Genomic DNA, 16,566 nt, shown 5'->3' with positions numbered 1-16,566 from the left:
GACCAGCAAATAAAAAGGGATGCAAAATTTTTTATCACATCCCCTGTCTATTCACTTTATGATTCGCTTTTAAAAAGCACCACTATGCGACCAACAGTAAGGACAAGCCATGACTAAGCACTTGATAATAGTTGAAAATATTGACGACTGGAGTCCTTACTTCCCCAGCGAGCAAGTAATTGATGTCGATACCTATCTACAATCCCTGTCGCAAAATACACACTCACCTGCGCAAATCCTTAATTTATGCCGAAGTCTGGATTATCTCAGCCGCGGCTATTATTGCTCGATGGTGGCTGAAGCACGCGGTCATCGTGTATTACCCGGTCTACGGACCATTAACGACCTGTCCCGTAAAAGTCTTTACGCCTATGATCTGTCGGACTTATCCACACAATTGGATAAGCAGCTCAGTACCACCTCAGCCGAAAGTTTTGTATTAAAAATCTGTTTTGGACAAACGCCCGTCACCTCATTACAAAAACTAGCCCGACAAATATTTGAACAATTCCCTTGCCCGATTCTGGAAGTCGAGTTTAGTTTTAACGCCCACTGGATTATCAGCCAGATCAAAGCCGGTGCGATTAATAAACTGACTGAAACAGAGCAAGACTTCTTTGCTGAAGCGCTGGATAGCTTTAGTCATCGCTTATGGCGAAAACCTGCCAAACGCCGTCAATTTCGTTACGACATGGCCATTTTACATAACCCTAAAGAAACGATGCCACCGAGCGATATGGCAGCTTTGAAGAAGTTCATTAGCAGCGGTCGCCGTATTGGTATTGATGTGGAACTCATCACGCCGAAAGATTACATCCGTCTCGCTGAATATGATGCCTTGTTTATTCGTGAAACCACGGCCACACATAATCACACCTATAAGTTTGCCCGTCGCGCAGAAAGTGAAGGCTTGGTGGTCATTGATGATCCAACCTCGATCATTCGCTGTACCAATAAAATTTATTTAAAAGAACTGCTATCCGCCAACAATCTACCAATGCCGGATTCACACCTGCTATATCGCAATGATACGGCTGGTTTAGACAAACTCTGTGAGACAGCGACCTTCCCATTGGTAATGAAAATCCCTGACGGCGCTTTTTCAAAAGGTGTAATTAAAGTTAATAATGCAGATGAACTTCGGGAGCAGGCACCGGCGTTTTTCCAACAGTCGGCTATTATTCTGTTACAGGAATTTATGTATACCGATTATGACTGGCGTATCGGTATGTTTAATAACAAACCTATCTACGCCTGCCAGTACTTTATGAGTAAAGGGCATTGGCAAATCTACAATCACAACACCAAGAAAGGCACATCCAGTGGTAAATCTTCCGCTATCCCTATGAGCGAAGTTCCAGAAAAAGTGCTGAAAATTGCGACAAAAGCCGCGAAGTTGATAGGAAATGGTCTGTATGGCCTCGATATCAAACAAAGTGGTAATCGTATTGTGATTATTGAAATCAATGACAACCCCAGTATCGATAGTGGTGTTGAAGATAATTATCTCGGTATGGCGTTATACGATGACATTATGCGAGAGTTTTTAAGGCGGCTGGAAGAACGCCGGGCTGCTAGCCATTAAGCCCATTAGCAAACAAAAAAGGCGCTGAAATTCAGCGCCTTTTTTGTTTAACAAGCCGTTTCTAGCTTAGAAGCTATAACTTGCCCCGACATGAAGGTAACGTTTTTCACCAACGAAGTAACGATAGCCATCAGGGTTTACACCAGGAATTGGTCTGAAGTCAGCACGTTCGGCATATTCAGTATTAAATAAGTTTTGAACTCTTCCATATAGTTTTAGGTTTTCAGTTAATTGATGCGAGGCATGAAGATTAAACACATCATGTCCATCATACTTAGCAGTATTCCCATCATTAATATAATACTCACCCATATGTTCCCACTCTAACTCAGCACGACTTTTTGGCGTGAAATTCCAACCCAGTCTGACATTCGCCATCTGTTTAGGTGCTGTTACCAGATAGTTGCCGCTCTCAATGTTACTGTAGTCATCTGAGCTTGCTCTGTTGAAATCATATTCATGTTTAGCAAAGGTTAGATTAGCCGCCACATCGAACTGACTGTTAAAGGGATAGAACATACCGAGTTCGAGACCTGTATGTTTTGTCTTGCCATCATTGACGTTGATATCGTTGCTATCCGTAAAGAAATAATCTTTCTTTCTCATATGATAGGCAGTGATTTCATACTGGAACCCTTCCCCAACTTTTCTGACACCGACTTCGATACTGTCGATTTGTTCAGAGTCTGCTCGATCACCATTATTGTTCTGAATTCGATATAGATCGGTTGTCTGAGGAGCACGGTTACCTCGAGCATAGTTAATAAATGCAGAAGTATCATCCGTTAACTCTTGTACTAACCCTAATTTAGGACTCAGATTATTAAACGAGTCATCGCGTGATTCAGGGCGATAATATCGACTTGTTATCACACCAGATGTTGTATTGTTAGTGTAGTCGTATTTGGTGTATTCATAACGTACACCTGCTATTAGGCGTGTTTTATCTAAGATTTGCCATTCAGTATGGGCGTATGGCGCAATAACTGTTGCATCAACATCATAATCATAATGCACGCCTGGAATGAAGCCTCTGACCGTGGTTGAATTATTTTGGACTTCTTTTAATTGCCCTTCTGTGTACTCAAAGTCAGTACCCAAAATGATTTTATGACCACCATCCAGCTCTTTTGTATAGGAGCTTAACAAGCCAACACTACTGTGTTTATTGCTCTCAACTGGCTTACCCGGAGAGAGGAAATGCATCAAGAAATTCATCTCAGTATGTCGAACATAAGGTGTCAGCGTGAATGAAGATGTATCACTTAATTCATGAATCCACTCAGTAGATAAACGATACGACTTGGCGTCACGATAAGCTTCAGGATTGGGATTTTGACGAGACAAGCTTTCATCTTCATAGACCTTATATCCCGTAATATAACCAGCAGTTTCTTGATTCAGGTTGGTGTAGCTGAATAAGGTCTTGAAACTATCCACATCACCCAGATAATCATGCCGGAATGAGACTTTCTGCTGGTCGTAACCGGAGTCACTGACATAACCACCATCAGTGGTGCCATTCACGCTCAAACGGTAACCATGTCTACCAACGGTGTCACTTATCGTGGCTTTAGTTTGATATAAGTCATGTGGACCGATTGAGAAATCAATCTGACGTTCTAAGTCCAAAGAAGGCGCACGACTCAATACGTTTACCAGGCCATGAACCGCATTAGAACCATATAACGCACTACCCGGTCCGCGAACGACTTCAATACCACCCGCCTGTTCGTAGTTCACTTCAAATAAGCCATTCACATTAGCAAAACCAGCAGCACGAAGCGGGATACCATCTTCAAGAAACAGGAATGACCCCGCGCCAGCACCACCCGTTAATACTGGTGAGCGGATGGAAGTTAAATGCTCTTGTCCATTACCATGTTGGATATTGACACCACTTACGCGATTAAGAATTTCGCTGATGTGATCGGGGCGCACAAGATCAATTTCTTCTTCTGATATCTTGCCAGTATTCCCGGCTTGCTCCAGCAATGGTGTCTCTGAACGTGTTCCTGTCACTACCATGCCACCAAGCGATACTTCATTATCACTCGTTTCTTCGGCAAAGGCGGGTTGCCACATTGTCGTGGCTGCTGCAGCCACCATTAATGTCAGTTGTTTTTTTGAAAACATAATCCAATTCTCTCTTATAAATATTTATTAATCCCGTGATTGGGGAAAATTTTCCCATACAGGCTGTTTTAATTCATCAGAAAAATCCCTAAACCCATTGAAAACAGACATTCAAATCCCCAATTACATGATCAAGATCAATTTCAGGTACATAATCCATTTATGGAATACAAAGACTATTACAAAATTTTGGGTGTCGGCCGCGATGCTTCTCAGGACGAAATAAAGAAGGCCTACCGGAAGCTGGCCAGAAAATATCACCCCGATGTCAGTAAAGAAGCGAACGCAGAAGACAAATTTAAAGAAGTAGGTGAAGCCTACGAAGTCTTACGTGACGAACAAAAACGTGCTCAATACGACCAATTCGGCAGTAATTACCGTCACGGCCAATCATTCAATCCGCCCCCAGGCTGGGATGATCATGCCGGTTTTGGTGGTGGCAACTTTAGCAGCTTCTTTGAAAACATGTTTGGCGGCATGGGAGGAATGGGCGGCGGCATGGGAGATAACTTCTTTGCCCGTGGTGAAGATGTAAATGCCAAAATTACTATTTCTCTGGAAGATGCATTTAACGGTGCCACCAAAACAATTCGTCGTCCTGCCGGCGCCAGTCAGTCAGGCACGATTAATGTAAAAATCCCGGCAGGCATTGCCTCCGGTAAGAAAATACGCCTTTCAGGCCAGGGTAAATCAGGCGGTGGCGGCAAGTCCGGTGACTTGTATCTTGAAGTAAACATTGCACCACATCGTCATTTCCGTCTGGAAGACAAAGATGTGTATCTGGATTTACCTATTGCGCCATGGGAAGCGGCTTTAGGTGCCAAAGTTACCGTACCCACCTTAGCAGGAAAAATTAATCTGACCATTCCGGCTGGTGCTCGTAGTGGTCAAAAAATGCGGCTGAAAGGACGTGGATTACCGGGCAAAGAACCTGGCGACGAATTTGTGGTCTTGCAGATAATGGTGCCGCCTGCTGACAGTGATAAAGCGAAAAAGCTTTACCAGCAGATGGCAGAAGAAATGGCTTTTAACCCGCGAGAGTCGCTGGAATAATTTTTATCGGGAGGCGTTGTGAAGTTCAGCTTTAAATCATCCATTGTTTGGTTAGCCGCATTTGTTTTAATTGCCCAGGTCGCATCTGCAGCACTTCCACTTAACTGGTTTTCTGATAAAGGCGAGATGCCCTCTTTGGCGCCAATGCTTGATCGCACCAAACCAGCTGTGGTCAATATTGCCACGAAAAGTGAAGTCCGAGTTCAAGACAACCCTTTTATGAATGACCCTTTTTTCAGGCACTTTTTTAATGTGCCTGATCAACCCAGAGTCAGACAACGTCAAAGTTTAGGTTCTGGGGTCATTATTGATGCCAAAGAAGGCCTGGTTATCACCAATAATCATGTGATTCGTGGTGCTGATGAAGTTACAGTGTCATTAAATGATGGACGGACCTTCCAAGCTGAGATCGTTGGTAGTGATCCTGCCACCGATGTGGCACTTATCAAAATTCCTGCTGAAAACTTATCTGCCTTGCCACTGGCCGACTCAGACTCGCTTCGTGTGGGTGACTTTGTTGTGGCGATCGGCAATCCTTTTGGTCTGGGGCAAACGGTGACCTCAGGTATCGTCAGTGCACTAGGCAGAAGTGGCCTCGGCATTGAAGGTTATGAAAACTTTATTCAAACTGATGCTTCAATTAATCCCGGTAACTCAGGTGGTGCCTTAGTTAACTTGCGTGGCGAACTGGTGGGTATTAATACCGCTATTTTCTCTCCGGGCGGCGCCTCATCAGGCAATATCGGTATCGGCTTTGCCATTCCCAGTAATCTGGTCAAACAGATCACTGATCAACTGTTAGAGCACGGTGAAGTTCAGCGTGCCTATTTGGGTGTGCAGATGCAGGATATTACACCTGAGCTGGCTCAAGCCTTTAATATCCAATCTCAACAAGGTGCCGTTGTCAGTCATGTTATACCTGACTCAGCAGCTGCTGATGCTGGCTTAAAAGTGGGTGATGTGATCACCGCCGTTGATGGTACGCCACTAATGAACGCTGACAGCCTGAGAAATACCATTGGCTTGATGGTTGTCGGTCAAACAGTCAAGCTCGATATTATTCGAAATGGTAAAGCAAAAACCATTAAGGCAACGGTCAAACAGACACGTAAAACCGCTGCTGATGGGCTAGTACATCCGAAACTATCTGGTGCGACCTTTGGTGATATTGAGCAAGACTCACCTTATTACGGGCAAGTAGAAGGTGTGGTGGTTTATTCAGTAAAACGTGGGAGCCCAGCCTGGCAAGCCGGTTTGAGACCTGATGACATTATCACTTCAGTGAATCGCCAGCCGGTATCATCACTGGAGCAGTTCAAACCGATGGTCAGCGACGCTAAGGAATTATTATTTAATATCATCCGCGGCCGACGTGCGATGTTCTTATTACTGAAGTAAGCCAAATCATTAAGGAGCCTGAACACTTCAGGCTCCTTTTTTAATCTCTGGTCAAATTAAGCTTTTGGGTGAAAACATAGACACCATTCGTAAATAATGACCACTCTACATGTATTTCATCATCACTCGGTGCATCGATTGAAATCATATATTCCTGATAACGCACACCCGCGTCAGGACCATTAGACGCATACTCTCGCTGATTGGCTTCAATATGACGCCCGTTCACACTTAGGGCATATAAACTTTCCGTATTAATCAGCCCCAGAGTATCTGAACGACTGATTCGTTCAGCAGGAAACTCTTTTTCTAAGCGGGCTTTGAACAAAACAATGCTGCTTTCCTCTACATCCGCTTCAACATTCATGTTTTTATGAAGTTTTTCAGGGTTAGCATCTGAGCCTTTACAGGAAATTTCCTCGCCAGTCCCTTTCCATTTCCCTTTAAGTTTTTTCAAGAACTGCAGCTCTTCAGCGTTCTTATCCACACGCAGACTCTTGTCATTATTACGATACTCATCCTCTAGTGACTCAGATGTCGGTGAAGCTTGATAACACTCATAGGCGGCCGCTACTGGCGAATGTAAACACCAGCCCAAAATCAACATCAGAAGACAATATTTTTTCATTGCTGAACTTCCATTTATCACGTTATGAACTAGGATCAAATGCTTTTCAGTGGGGGTTGTCAAACTAAACTGACACATTGATGGCGTTTAAAGTGAATTTGCTAAAGTAGAAAACTCATCCGTATATTGGGTGTCACTAGCAGAAGAGCTCACTGACTATTAAATAAATAGTCACTGTTCACCAACCAATAAACAGGATATTAAGTCTAGAACAATGGAATCTATCTATCAGCAAATCATCAGCCGTAATCCAGGAGAACCAGAGTTTCACCAAGCCTTATATGAAGTGCTGGAAACCTTAACCCCGGTATTAGAACGTCATCCTGAATATCACGAACAAAAAATTATCGAACGCTTATGTGAACCTGAGCGACAAATTATTTTCCGTGTTCCCTGGGAAGATGATGATGGTCACATCCACATCAATCGTGGCTTTCGTGTCGGCTTCAATAGTTCGCTTGGCCCTTACAAAGGCGGCTTACGTTTTCACCCAAGCGTCACGCTGGGCACCATCAAGTTTCTCGCTTTTGAACAAACCTTCAAGAATGCACTGACGGGTCTGCCTATTGGCAGTGGTAAAGGCGGTTCTGACTTTGATCCAAAAGGTAAATCGGATCGTGAAGTTATGCGCTTCTGCCAAAGCTTTATGACCAGTCTTTATCGTCATATTGGTGAATCAACCGATGTGCCCGCCGGTGATATTGGTGTGGGTGCCAGAGAAATTGGCTATCTATTTGGTCAATATAAACGTATTACTCAACGTTATGAAGCAGGTGTTATTACCGGTAAAAGCCCAGGCTGGGGCGGCACGCTCATTCGTAAAAAGTCGACAGGATACGGCGCCGTATTCTTTTGTGAAGATATGCTCAGAGCGGTTCATGGAGAAGAACTAAAAGATAAAATTGCTCTGGTGTCGGGCTCAGGCAATGTGGCCACTTATGCAATGGAAAAGCTCCGCGCCTCAGGTGCAAAAGTCATTGCTTGTTCTGATTCGGGCGGTGTCATCATCGATCAAAAAGGCATCGATGTGGATGCGATTATCCGTATCAAAGAAATCGAAAGACAACGAATCTACACCTATCTCGATAGTCATCCAGATGCTGAGTACATCGAAAACGGTAATATCTGGGACATTCCCTGTGACATCGCTATGCCCTGTGCCACCCAGAATGAACTGGAAGCCGAAGATGCACAAAAGCTGGTCGATAATGGTTGTTTAGCCGTATGTGAAGGCGCCAATATGCCCAGCACGCCGGAAGCCATTAAGATTTTGCAGAAAAATAATGTCGCGTTTGCTCCCGGTAAAGCAGCCAATGCCGGCGGTGTCGCATCATCAGCTTTAGAAATGCAGCTGAATGCTACGCATAGTAGTAGCTATGAATATAGTGAAGATCGTTTGCATGAAATCATGAACCATATTCATAAAACCTGCTGTCAGACGGCTGAAGAGTTTGGTGAGCCATATAACTATGTGATGGGCGCAAATATTGCCGGTTTCAGACGTGTGGCGAATGCGATGTTGGCGTTTGGTCTTATATAGAAAAATGGACCAGTCCAAATTAGGCTGGCCCATTTATTTAAAACAATTTCTTAATGCCTGTCACAATGGACAACACAATCACTCCAGCAAGCAGGCCAACTCCACCATTAAATAATATGGGCATCACCATCGCCATCACTGCTCCCATTGAAGCATTCACCCCCTCTAATAGATGATGTAAAAAAGGGAGTCCATGCACCAGAATACCGCCACCCACCAAAAACATGGCGATCATCCCCACCACCGATAAAAACTTCATCAACTTTGGTGCAAGAAATAGAATGACCTGACCCAGCTTACGCTGGAAACCATCAAAGCTGCTACCGCCCTGTCCGGCCTTGACTAAAGCCAAACCGGCATCATCAAATTTCACAATACCAGCTACCAGGCCATACACACCAGAAGTCATGACAATAGCTATTAAAGACACCACGATGGCTTGCGTCAGTAGACTTTCACCCTGAGCAACACCAAGCGCGATCACAATAATCTCTGCGGAAAGAATGAAGTCTGTTCTAATCGCCCCTTTTATTTTTTTACGTTCAAATGCTTTGATATCAATATTTTCATCTGCCGTTGCTGCGGCCAGTTTTTTCTTATGCTCGTCATCACTTTCTTCATGGGGCAACCATTTATGAGCCAGCTTTTCCATGCCTTCGTAACAAAGAAATAAACCACCAAGCATTAATAAGATGGTTACACCAATGGGGAAAACGGCACTAATAACTAAAGCCAATGGCACTAAAATTAACTTATTTAAATAGGAGCCTTTGGCGACGGCCCACACCACGGGCAACTCGCGTTTGGGGTCTACCCCAGTTACTTGTTGTGCATTGAGAGCGAGATCATCACCTAACACACCAGCTGTCTTCTTGGCAGCAACTTTTGTCATCAATGAGACATCATCAAGTAACGATGCTATGTCATCCACCAGCGCTAATAAACCGACACTTGCCATCTTGTCTATCCCAATAAAATTTTGTTGCAATAGCCTATGTGTTTAGCAGACAGCTGTCTATGAGCTGCTAAATTGCGAGCAAAAAAAGCCATGACTTTCATCATGGCTTTCATGCTATAAACAGGGGTTATTAGGCTTCGACTTTACGTCTCACTAAAGCAAACAGGCCTAATGCTGGAGCCAATAACCACACGGCCGCAGGAGCCGGTACTGAAGATAGGCTTGGGGCAGGAGCGTCAAAAAGCTGAATGATCAGGTTCGAAGGCATCGTACCTTGATTCAATCGACCACCGAAATTTTCAATAATTGATGCAAGCCTTGTTGAGTCATTGGCAAAACTTGCAGAATTTGTAAGTGATAAATCAAAACGTTGCATGGGAATTTCTACCGACGCAGCTTGAGCTGTACCGATATTCATCAACAAAAATGTTGTCGCTAAAAGTATTTTCCTCATTATTTTAGTTCCTTCTTCTTTCAGCCCAGCCCTCTTATTTTTGGTAAGAACTGTGGCTTTCCATAACCTGGCTCACACCAGACTTGGTGTATTTCAAAATCACTTTGGCATTGTTTTCGAGGAGAAACCTCAGATAAATTTCTGCAAATATTAAAGTCGGTTTAATCAAATAAATGCTGAGTCAGCGTGCATAGAGCTGGCTTTCCGCAAAAACATAAAACTGACCTAGGCTAGCTATAAAAGTTCATGAATAAGTGACATAAACGCTTGGGCAGCTGGGCTCGGCCCTTTAGACCAGATCATATAGAGAGCGCGTTTTGGTGCCTCTTTTATCGGTATCGCTTTTATACCAGAAAAGTTTGCTGCAACAGGCTCCGGTACAATGCCATAAGCAAGGCCGCGAGCTACTAACTGTTCGATCAAACTGATGTGATCAACCACAAACTTTACATTTGAAGACAGCCCAGCACTGAGAAATGCCTCATCGGTCTGACGTCGGGCACTGCTATCTTTAGGGTAGTTCACCATCGGCTCTGAGGCCAATTGGTGAAGAGATAATTCTTTATGCTGAGAAAGGGAGTGGCTCATTGGCAAAACGGCAACAAGCGCTTCTTCGGCTATACGAATATATTCGTAACCTGATAGCACTTCATCCAGCCAAAGACCGATAAAGGCGACATCCAAGCGATGATTCAACACATCGGCAATTAGTCGTTCACTGCCTGCGGTTTTTAAGCCAACCTCGACATTAGGATAACGCTGATGGAACTGGGCTAATGAGGAAACGATATCCACCGCTGTCATCGCTGAAATCATGCCAACATTCAAACGACCTGAGACAAGCCCGGAAGTCGCAGTTACGTCCACATAGATTTTCTGTACAGCGTCTAAAGTCCGTTTTGCCTGCTCAACAAACGCCTGCCCGGCTAGAGTTAAAGAGACTTTTCTTGATGTTCGCTCAAATAAGACAACGCCCAGTTCTTCTTCCAGTTTTGCAATCTGATGGCTTAACGCTGACTGAACCGTATGACACCGCTGTGCCGCCAGAGTAAAGCTGGACTCTTCAGCGATAGCGACAACATATTCAATTTGCCTGAGATTCATTTATCTATCTCTTTTTAAGATGACTCTTATGATAACAATACATTTGAATCATCAATATGAACACCGCATAGTATGCCTAACTGACTTAGTAAATGATCTTTATGACAAAGCAACAAACCGTATTAACTCAAGGTCTGGTTTTACTCATGGCAACGGCTACCGGTATTGCCGTAGCAAGTAATTACTACGCCCAACCACTACTGGATACAATCGCTTCTGAGTTTGGGTTAAGCCACTCATCAGCCGGCAATATCGTAACTACGGCACAGCTCAGTTATGGCATTGGCTTACTATTTCTGGTGCCTTTGGCGGACAGGTTAGAGCGCCGCAAGCTCATCATCGTGATGAGTCTATTTGCCACTATCGGCTTGCTTATCAGTGGCTTTTCAACCAATCTGCCATGGTTATTACTTGGTACTGCGATAACCGGTCTCAGCTCCGTTGTTGCTCAAGTTTTACTTCCATTGGGAGCAACGCTGGCCTCGGATCAACAGCGTGGCAAAGTGATTGGCACCATTATGGGTGGATTATTATTAGGCATACTGCTAGCTCGGGTCGTTTCCGGCGGTTTGTCCAGTATGGGTAGCTGGCGTTATATCTATTGGTTTGCATCTGTAGCTATGTTCATCACAACATTAGCTTTAGCTCGCTTTCTACCGTCTTATCACAATAACAATGATATGAGCTATCGGCAGATATTAGTGTCTGTGTTTGGTTTATTTGTGAAAGAACCTATACTCCGTTATCGCTCAATTCTCGGCATGTTGTCATTCGCTCTTTTTAGTATGTTCTGGACGCCTCTTGCCTTCTTATTAGCCAAGCCACCTTATGAATATAGCGATGCCACCATCGGTTTATTTGGGCTTGTCGGCGTAGCAGGAGTATTTGCTGCCACATGGGCCGGAAAGTTAGCAGATGCTGGTAAAGGTGATCTGGGTACACGGCTGGGTTTACTGAGTTTATTAGTGAGTTGGGTAATTCTTTTCAATGCACCAATGTCACTTGTTGCTCTTTTAATCGGCGTATTACTTCTGGATTTAGCAGTACAGCTAGTCCACGTAAGTAATCAAAATAAGATTTATGCTCTACATCCAGACATTCGCAACAGACTTACCTCTGCATATATGACTTGTTATTTTATTGGTGGTGCATTTGGTTCCTGGTTTTCTGTGATGCTGTATCAACATTATGAATGGACGGGTGTAGTGATGGGTGCAACGGGGATCGCACTGATTGCCTGTATTCTGGATTTCACGGTGCGAAAGCATACTCCGAAGTAAGCACTTACCATGAATTTAATACTTGGTTGTTTAGATATTAGATGACCATAAATACAGACTCGCTTGTTTACCCAGTATCGAGAGCGAGTAAACGGAATCACAGGCTCTGCGAGCCGCACCATAACAAACATGCAACGGTAATAGATGTTCTTCTCTCGGGTGACAATAGCGAGCATAGGGCGCTTCATCCCAGAGTTGAAACCGCATTCTTCTCTCTTCTTCAGTCATATTCTGACTGGAGCATGTTTCCATCAGCCAATCTTCAAAAGATTGATTCATTTGTTGATGCACTAGATCCTCTTTTGTGAAAAATGCGCGCATATTATGGAATGAAAAACCGGAGCCAATAATTAATACATCTTCATCTGCATAATCAGCAATAATCTCACCGATCCTTATATGTAGATCTGGATCCAACCCTTTCACTAAAGAGACTTGAATACAAGGAATATCTGCTTCGGGATACATAATCATCAAAGGCACAAACACCCCGTGATCGAGTCCCCTTTCATTCTCTAACTCAGCATCGATATGCGCTTTTTGTAGTGTACACACTATTTTTTCTGCTAACTCAGGTAGGCCATTACAAGGATATTTGAAGTTATAAGACTCTTCAGGAAAACCATAATAATCGTAAAGTAAATCCGACTTTTTTTGATGAGTTACCCTGACATGGTGGGCTTCCCAATGTGCACTGACCACAATAATCGCTTTTGGCTTTTTGAGCCGTTCAGTAATTTGAGTGAGGGTCTCCACCAACTGATGATGCGTTGGATCACCTAATAAAGGTAAAGGACCACCGCCGTGTGAAATAAAAACAATATCCGCCATCACTCAACCTCAATAAACCATTTTGGCTTCATTCTGCCAAAGTCTGTTCTGATGGGTGATTTCAAACGTTGAGCTGAATCAATCACAATAGCATCGTTGCCTTGGCGTATAAAAACGGCCCAATGCCAGAAGGCATTTCCCGATTTTTCACGCCATTTCAACGCAATTAGTGCTTTTTCAGGTAATTTATCCCATGAATCAAAAGCTGTTTGTTTCTCGCTGGCAGCGATATTTAACGCTGATAATAACTGTCTGATATGGGCCGTTTCAGACCATAATGTTTTATCCTCAGCATAAATGCCGAGCGAATTTGCAAGTTGCTTAGCCTCGGCATAACTTATCTGAGCAAGATTAGCGCAGGCGGCGATACCACAGCCAGTGGATTCTTCCTGCACGATGGCCCATGGATTTTTATCTGAGTTCAAACTGGCCTCTTATCACTTTTCATCAGGAAGGTAATGAGCATAAGAGCGACACACCTTTCCAGACGGACCAAATTGTAGAACCTCAGCTGAAATACCACTGATACCATCGTAAATAAGTGTCAGGCTGTACGCGCCACATAAAATATGCTGAAGCTTAAAATGTAATGACGGATATTTTTCCAAGCCTTTCGCCCAGTAATCACCTATCACTTTTTTCCCCTTAAGCTTACCCGAGGGTTCCCCTATTAATTTCACAATCAACGGTGACGTCATTTCAAAATCGTCATCATAATGCGATAAAATTTGCGTCAGATCGTGACTATTCCATGCCGCAATCCACTCATGTGCAAATTGCTCAGCAGCGTTTTTATCCATCAGCTATTCCTAAATTGACCTGTGAAGCAGCTTGGACAAAAAGGATAGAAGAAAAATTGCCCTGTCAGAATAAACAGGGCAATAAATGTATGAATTAGGCTTTTTTAACAAACTCAGATTTGAGTTTCATCGCGCCGATACCATCAATTTTACAATCGATATCGTGATCACCACCTACCAGACGGATATTTTTCACTTTGGTACCCACCTTCACCACCGCAGAAGATCCTTTTACTTTCAGATCTTTAATGACCGTGACGGTATCGCCATCCTGCAGAACATTACCGTTTGAATCACGAATGACACCTTCATCAGCAGAAGCACTACTCTCGGCTTCCTGCCACTCATGGGCACACTCAGGGCAGACAAACATGGCTTGATCCTGATAGGTGTATTCAGAACCACAGGCAGGACAATTAGGCAGATCGCTCATAAAATTTCCAGATAAAAAAAAGGGTTATTCTAACCGATATCAGACCAAAAACCTGATTTATCTGCATAAAAAAAGGCCCCTTTTCGGAGCCTTTCATTCTCAAACAATACTATTTAGAAATGATAGCGAACATTACCCGTAATGTTACGACGCTCTGCATAACCACAATCTTGTCCGGCACCACGACACCAAGCTGTATACACTTCATCGGTCAAATTATGTGCATTAACGGTAAAGTCCCAGTTTTTATATGTATACCCTACCATTGCGTCTACAAGAATTTCTGATGGAATATATGGTGTACCGAATCTACCAGTTCGACTACCCAAGTAACGTACGCCAGCACCTAAACGCCAATCAGTTCCTATATATATTTTGTTCCACCATGAAGCATTTCGTTCAGCAACTGACGCAAGACGGTCTCCATTGCCATCATCAGCATGAAGTTGAGTATAAGCTACCTGTGTTTCAAAATTGTCCCAGCGTTTATTAGCTTGAATCTCCCAACCGTCGACAGTGGCGCCAGTTTGAGAAACCCCGCCAGGTGTTGAACCCTGCTCTACACGATTTTGTTGAGTAATATCAAAGTAAGCGGCTGTGATAGCTAAACTACGGTCATCTGATAAATATTTAACACCATATTCACGCTGCACACCCGTTGTCGGTTCTAAGGTCCCGCCAGCCCCATCAGTACCCAAGTTCATCACAAAGGCTTCGGTATAACTGGCATAAGGTGAAATACCATTGTCGAAACGATACATTAAACCTACCCGACCTGTATTCACTTTCTCATTACTTTCTGTGTCCGGACCGGTCTCGGCTAGAGAAATATTTTTTGCCCAGTCGTGGCGTAATGCAGCTGAAACAACTACTGGACCAATCTCCATTGAATCAGCTACATAAACACCGGTTTGTTCAATTCGATTATCATCGGGATTAGAGTAAGAAATAACGCCACTTTGTAAATTACCGTATTGCGGGTTGTAAACATTAATTGTGCCACCCAACCCCAATCTTAAGTTACTATCATACCCATAAAAATAATTATCTTCTTCATAGGTGGCTTCCTGGCGATCTAGTCCAAACACTAAGGTATGTTTCGTTATACCCAAATCAAAAATACCTTCCAGCCTTGCATCAAAATTCAGTGCACGCACCTCTTTATCGACCGTGTAGATAGTGCGATTTACGGTACCGTCCGCTGCCGGCACAGATGGAATATCGACCCAGTGTTCACGAGTCCAGCTTTGTGACTCTAAATAACGAGCAACGGCAGAAAACTTCCAGCTGTCATTAAAGCGATGATCAAACATTGTCGTAAATGAGGTCATCTCGGTATCGTATTTATCCCAGCCAGGTTCCCCAACGAAAGTATCAGTATCAATATGACCTAATGGGCCGTCGTATAAAGTACCTACTGAGGGTAAAAACTGGGTTGAGACAACGCTATCTGTCTTCTGACGAGTAAATAACACAGATAAATTCGTATCATCATTAATTCGCCAAGTGAGTGAAGGCATAATTAAAAAACTATCATCATTTACATGATCAACCTGTGTATCACTATCACGGGTAACACCCACAAATCGATACAAAAGTTGACCATCTTCATCAACCGGGCCAGTCACATCAACACCCAATTGTTTACGATTATGAGAACCATATTGCGCCCAGACTTCACCTTGCTGTTCAGCTTTAGGCATTTTTGAGTTCATATTCACAATGCCGCCTAAGTCACCTTGACCATAAAGCGTTGCTGACGGACCTTTTAATACTTCAATGTTTTCCAATGCATAAGGGTGGATACGCACGGTATTGTAATAACCATAGTTGTAACGCAAACCATCAACATAGGATGACGGATCTAATCCTCGAACTTTGGCTGAATCAATACGCGTATCAAAACTGCCGCCAACATAGATACCGGAGGTATAACCTAATGCATCCTGAATCGAGTTAGCCCCAAGATCTTCCATGAAATCATCTGATATCGTGGCAATAGAAAAGGGTGTATTTTCTGCTGAAACACTCATTTTCCCAACCTGGGGTTCTTTTTCCAGATCAATATAACCATTCTTTTGTTTATATTGACTCGAGGTCACTTCCACGCGAGGCAGATCAACACTGTCTTCAGATTGAACAGGTAAACTCGCCAGAATCAGGCTGCTTAACAATAGAAAAGAGGAGCCAGGCCGAAGAGCCGTGCTATTGACTTGTTTCATATTAATTTTCCGTAAACTAAATAACAATGATTATTATTTATATTAATTTACGGAATTTAACGTTTTCTGTCAAAGTGAAATATGACTATTACAAAGTTGAGCTCGGTTTTGTTAAGTGATGATTGCTCACCTCCGATCTATTTA

15 protein-coding genes are annotated in these 16,566 nt (G+C 43.4%); 5 read left to right on the top strand and 10 right to left on the bottom strand.

What is annotated here, in order from left to right; all coding sequences use genetic code 11:
- Window positions 1-109 precede the first annotated feature (109 nt).
- The gene (locus B2248_RS11615) at window positions 110-1,585 is read left to right on the top strand and encodes a RimK family alpha-L-glutamate ligase (protein WP_007144126.1); all 1,476 of its coding nucleotides are present in this window, start codon (window positions 110-112) and stop codon (window positions 1,583-1,585) included.
- A gap of 66 nt (window positions 1,586-1,651) precedes the next feature.
- Here B2248_RS11615 and B2248_RS11610 read toward each other — a convergent pair whose 3' ends face one another.
- Complete coding sequence (locus B2248_RS11610; RefSeq protein ID WP_007144127.1) at window positions 1,652-3,721, bottom strand: TonB-dependent receptor; 2,070 nt, start codon at window positions 3,719-3,721, stop codon at window positions 1,652-1,654.
- Window positions 3,722-3,883: 162 nt separating this feature from the next.
- On the opposite strand from B2248_RS11610, the gene B2248_RS11605 reads away from it, so the two are divergent.
- Both B2248_RS11605 and B2248_RS11600 read left to right on the top strand, forming a co-directional pair.
- Window positions 3,884-4,774 carry a DnaJ C-terminal domain-containing protein gene (locus B2248_RS11605; protein ID WP_007144128.1) on the top strand — a complete coding sequence of 297 codons (891 nt, stop codon included), beginning with the start codon at window positions 3,884-3,886 and terminating at the stop codon, window positions 4,772-4,774.
- A gap of 18 nt (window positions 4,775-4,792) precedes the next feature.
- On the top strand, window positions 4,793-6,172 hold the full coding sequence (locus B2248_RS11600) for a DegQ family serine endoprotease (RefSeq protein ID WP_273179385.1): 1,380 nt from the start codon (window positions 4,793-4,795) through the stop codon (window positions 6,170-6,172).
- Between the two features lie 40 nt (window positions 6,173-6,212).
- Here the strand turns inward: B2248_RS11600 and B2248_RS11595 are convergent, their stop codons facing one another.
- Window positions 6,213-6,800: a hypothetical protein gene (locus B2248_RS11595; protein WP_273179382.1), complete on the bottom strand. Its 588-nt coding sequence runs from the start codon at window positions 6,798-6,800 to the stop codon at window positions 6,213-6,215.
- Between the two features lie 214 nt (window positions 6,801-7,014).
- Between B2248_RS11595 and gdhA the strand changes: the two genes are divergently transcribed.
- The gene (gene gdhA, locus B2248_RS11590) at window positions 7,015-8,340 is read left to right on the top strand and encodes an NADP-specific glutamate dehydrogenase (protein WP_273179379.1); all 1,326 of its coding nucleotides are present in this window, start codon (window positions 7,015-7,017) and stop codon (window positions 8,338-8,340) included.
- A gap of 37 nt (window positions 8,341-8,377) precedes the next feature.
- Here the strand turns inward: gdhA and B2248_RS11585 are convergent, their stop codons facing one another.
- The 3 genes from B2248_RS11585 to B2248_RS11575 all read right to left on the bottom strand — a co-directional run bounded on the left by B2248_RS11585 (window position 8,378) and on the right by B2248_RS11575 (window position 10,856).
- Window positions 8,378-9,298, bottom strand: coding sequence for a DUF808 domain-containing protein (locus B2248_RS11585; RefSeq protein ID WP_273179377.1), 921 nt, complete (start codon window positions 9,296-9,298; stop codon window positions 8,378-8,380).
- Window positions 9,299-9,428: 130 nt separating this feature from the next.
- Window positions 9,429-9,752 carry a hypothetical protein gene (locus tag B2248_RS11580; RefSeq protein ID WP_007144133.1) on the bottom strand — a complete coding sequence of 108 codons (324 nt, stop codon included), beginning with the start codon at window positions 9,750-9,752 and terminating at the stop codon, window positions 9,429-9,431.
- A gap of 234 nt (window positions 9,753-9,986) precedes the next feature.
- Complete coding sequence (locus B2248_RS11575) at window positions 9,987-10,856, bottom strand: LysR family transcriptional regulator (RefSeq protein ID WP_273179374.1); 870 nt, start codon at window positions 10,854-10,856, stop codon at window positions 9,987-9,989.
- A gap of 101 nt (window positions 10,857-10,957) precedes the next feature.
- Here B2248_RS11575 and B2248_RS11570 point away from each other — a divergent pair, with 101 nt between their 5' ends.
- Entirely contained in the window at window positions 10,958-12,136 is a 1,179-nt protein-coding gene (locus tag B2248_RS11570; RefSeq protein ID WP_273179371.1) for an MFS transporter, read from the top strand.
- Between the two features lie 30 nt (window positions 12,137-12,166).
- On the opposite strand, the gene B2248_RS11565 is transcribed toward B2248_RS11570, so the two are convergent.
- From B2248_RS11565 to B2248_RS11545, 5 genes are all read right to left on the bottom strand, one after another.
- Window positions 12,167-12,967 carry a DODA-type extradiol aromatic ring-opening family dioxygenase gene (locus B2248_RS11565; RefSeq protein WP_273179368.1) on the bottom strand — a complete coding sequence of 267 codons (801 nt, stop codon included), beginning with the start codon at window positions 12,965-12,967 and terminating at the stop codon, window positions 12,167-12,169.
- Window positions 12,967-13,392 (bottom strand): hypothetical protein, encoded by a 426-nt coding sequence (locus B2248_RS11560; protein ID WP_273179366.1) that lies wholly within the window; start codon window positions 13,390-13,392, stop codon window positions 12,967-12,969. The genes B2248_RS11565 and B2248_RS11560 overlap by 1 nt, the downstream gene beginning before the upstream one ends.
- Window positions 13,393-13,404: 12 nt before the next feature.
- Complete coding sequence (locus B2248_RS11555; protein WP_273179364.1) at window positions 13,405-13,767, bottom strand: nuclear transport factor 2 family protein; 363 nt, start codon at window positions 13,765-13,767, stop codon at window positions 13,405-13,407.
- A gap of 94 nt (window positions 13,768-13,861) precedes the next feature.
- Window positions 13,862-14,200: a zinc ribbon domain-containing protein YjdM gene (locus B2248_RS11550; RefSeq protein WP_007144140.1), complete on the bottom strand. Its 339-nt coding sequence runs from the start codon at window positions 14,198-14,200 to the stop codon at window positions 13,862-13,864.
- A gap of 113 nt (window positions 14,201-14,313) precedes the next feature.
- Window positions 14,314-16,422 (bottom strand): TonB-dependent siderophore receptor, encoded by a 2,109-nt coding sequence (locus tag B2248_RS11545; protein ID WP_273179363.1) that lies wholly within the window; start codon window positions 16,420-16,422, stop codon window positions 14,314-14,316.
- Window positions 16,423-16,566: the final 144 nt, after the last annotated feature.

This window comes from Methylophaga sp. UBA2012, from assembly GCF_002335235.1.
Taxonomy (GTDB): domain Bacteria; phylum Pseudomonadota; class Gammaproteobacteria; order Nitrosococcales; family Methylophagaceae; genus Methylophaga; species Methylophaga thalassica.
The sequence above is the reverse complement of the archived record's forward strand: the minus strand, read 5'-3'. Positions and strand labels throughout refer to the sequence as shown.